This is a genomic window from Mycobacterium sp. (assembly GCF_039583785.1).
Lineage (GTDB): Bacteria > Actinomycetota > Actinomycetes > Mycobacteriales > Mycobacteriaceae > Mycobacterium.
Genome location: NZ_JAVKSG010000056.1, coordinates 23662 through 24803, shown reverse-complemented (window position 1 = coordinate 24803; position 1142 = coordinate 23662). Strand labels below are relative to the sequence as shown.

Below are 1142 nucleotides of genomic sequence, written 5' to 3'. Positions count from 1 at the left end.
TAGGGGTTACCCGCCACGGACCGGGCGAATCGCGCTATTCGCCCTTGAACTTCGGCGGCCGCTTGGCGAAGGTCGCCTCGATCCCCTCCGACAGGTCCTTCGACGGCAGGAACGCCGCATTCCACGCCGCGACATAGCGTAGGCTTGTCGAAACCTGTGAAATCCGTTGGTGGTCAAGGACATCCTTGATACCGCGGACTGTCAGCGGCGGGTTGTCGGCGATTTCGGCGGCAGTCGCGTGCGCGGCCCGGAGAGTCGCGTCGGCGTCGGCGAACACGTCGTTGACCAATCCGATCTTCTCGGCGCGGACGGCGTCGATGTCCTTGCCGGTCAGCGCGAGTTCGCGCAGGTGCCCGTCGGACAGGATCAGCGGCAGCCGTGCCAGGCTGCCGACGTCGGCCACGATCGCGAGCTTGACCTCCCGGACGGAGAACTTCGCGTCGGCGCTGGCGTAGCGGATGTCGACTGCGGAAATCAGGTCGACACCGCCGCCGACGCACCAGCCGTGAATCGCCGCGATCGTTGGGGTGCGGCAGTCGGCGACGGCGCTGATGGTGCCCTGCATGCGGACCACTTCGCGGTGGAACTCAGTGCGCGGCCCGGCCATCGCGCCGTCAGCCAGCACCGGGGCCAGCGTTGCGCCCATCGCGGACAGGTCGAGGCCGTAGCTGAAGTTGCGCCCGGAGCCGGTGAGCACGATGGCGCGCACATCGGGGTCGGCGTCGAGTTTCGCGAACACCTCCGGTAGCTCCGACCAGAACGCCGGCCCCATCGCGTTTCCACTGCCGGGTCCGACCAACGTCACCTGTGCGACGAGATCCTTGTGTTCGACGGTGACTGACTCGTATAGCTCACCCATGACGAGACCGTACCGTGGTGGCACGGCTTCCGACCTGCGCCGCGGACCCGACTTGCCACCCGCCGACGAATTGCGCGCGGCGGAGGCGGCGCTGGGCGTGCTACAGCACAGCGTGCATCCGATCTCCCGCGACGATCTTTCGCATCGCCGCGAGCGAAGGCTTCGACGTCGCTCAGCTGACCGATCATCTGGTCGAGACGATCACCTCGATCGGCAGCGCATTGGACGCCGACCTTCCGCCGCGGGACCCGGACGACACCGTCGATCGCCAGATCATCGCCGC

At 67.4% G+C, this 1142-nt stretch carries 1 protein-coding gene and 1 pseudogene; one reads left to right on the top strand and one right to left on the bottom strand.

Annotated features, from left to right (window positions below; translation table 11 throughout):
• Positions 1-34 precede the first annotated feature (34 nt).
• Entirely contained in the window at positions 35-859 is an 825-nt protein-coding gene (locus ABDV69_RS15705) for a crotonase/enoyl-CoA hydratase family protein (RefSeq protein ID WP_343575984.1), read from the bottom strand.
• Positions 860-876: 17 nt separating this feature from the next.
• On the opposite strand from ABDV69_RS15705, the pseudogene ABDV69_RS15700 reads away from it, so the two are divergent.
• Positions 877-1142: pseudogene (locus tag ABDV69_RS15700) on the top strand (hypothetical protein); the annotation flags it as partial.

What these genes read in the sequence shown, in the direction of transcription:
- ABDV69_RS15705 (WP_343575984.1), bottom strand. Translation starts at nt 859, where the DNA reads ATGGGTGAGCTATACGAGTCAGTCACCGTCGAACACAAGGATCTCGTC.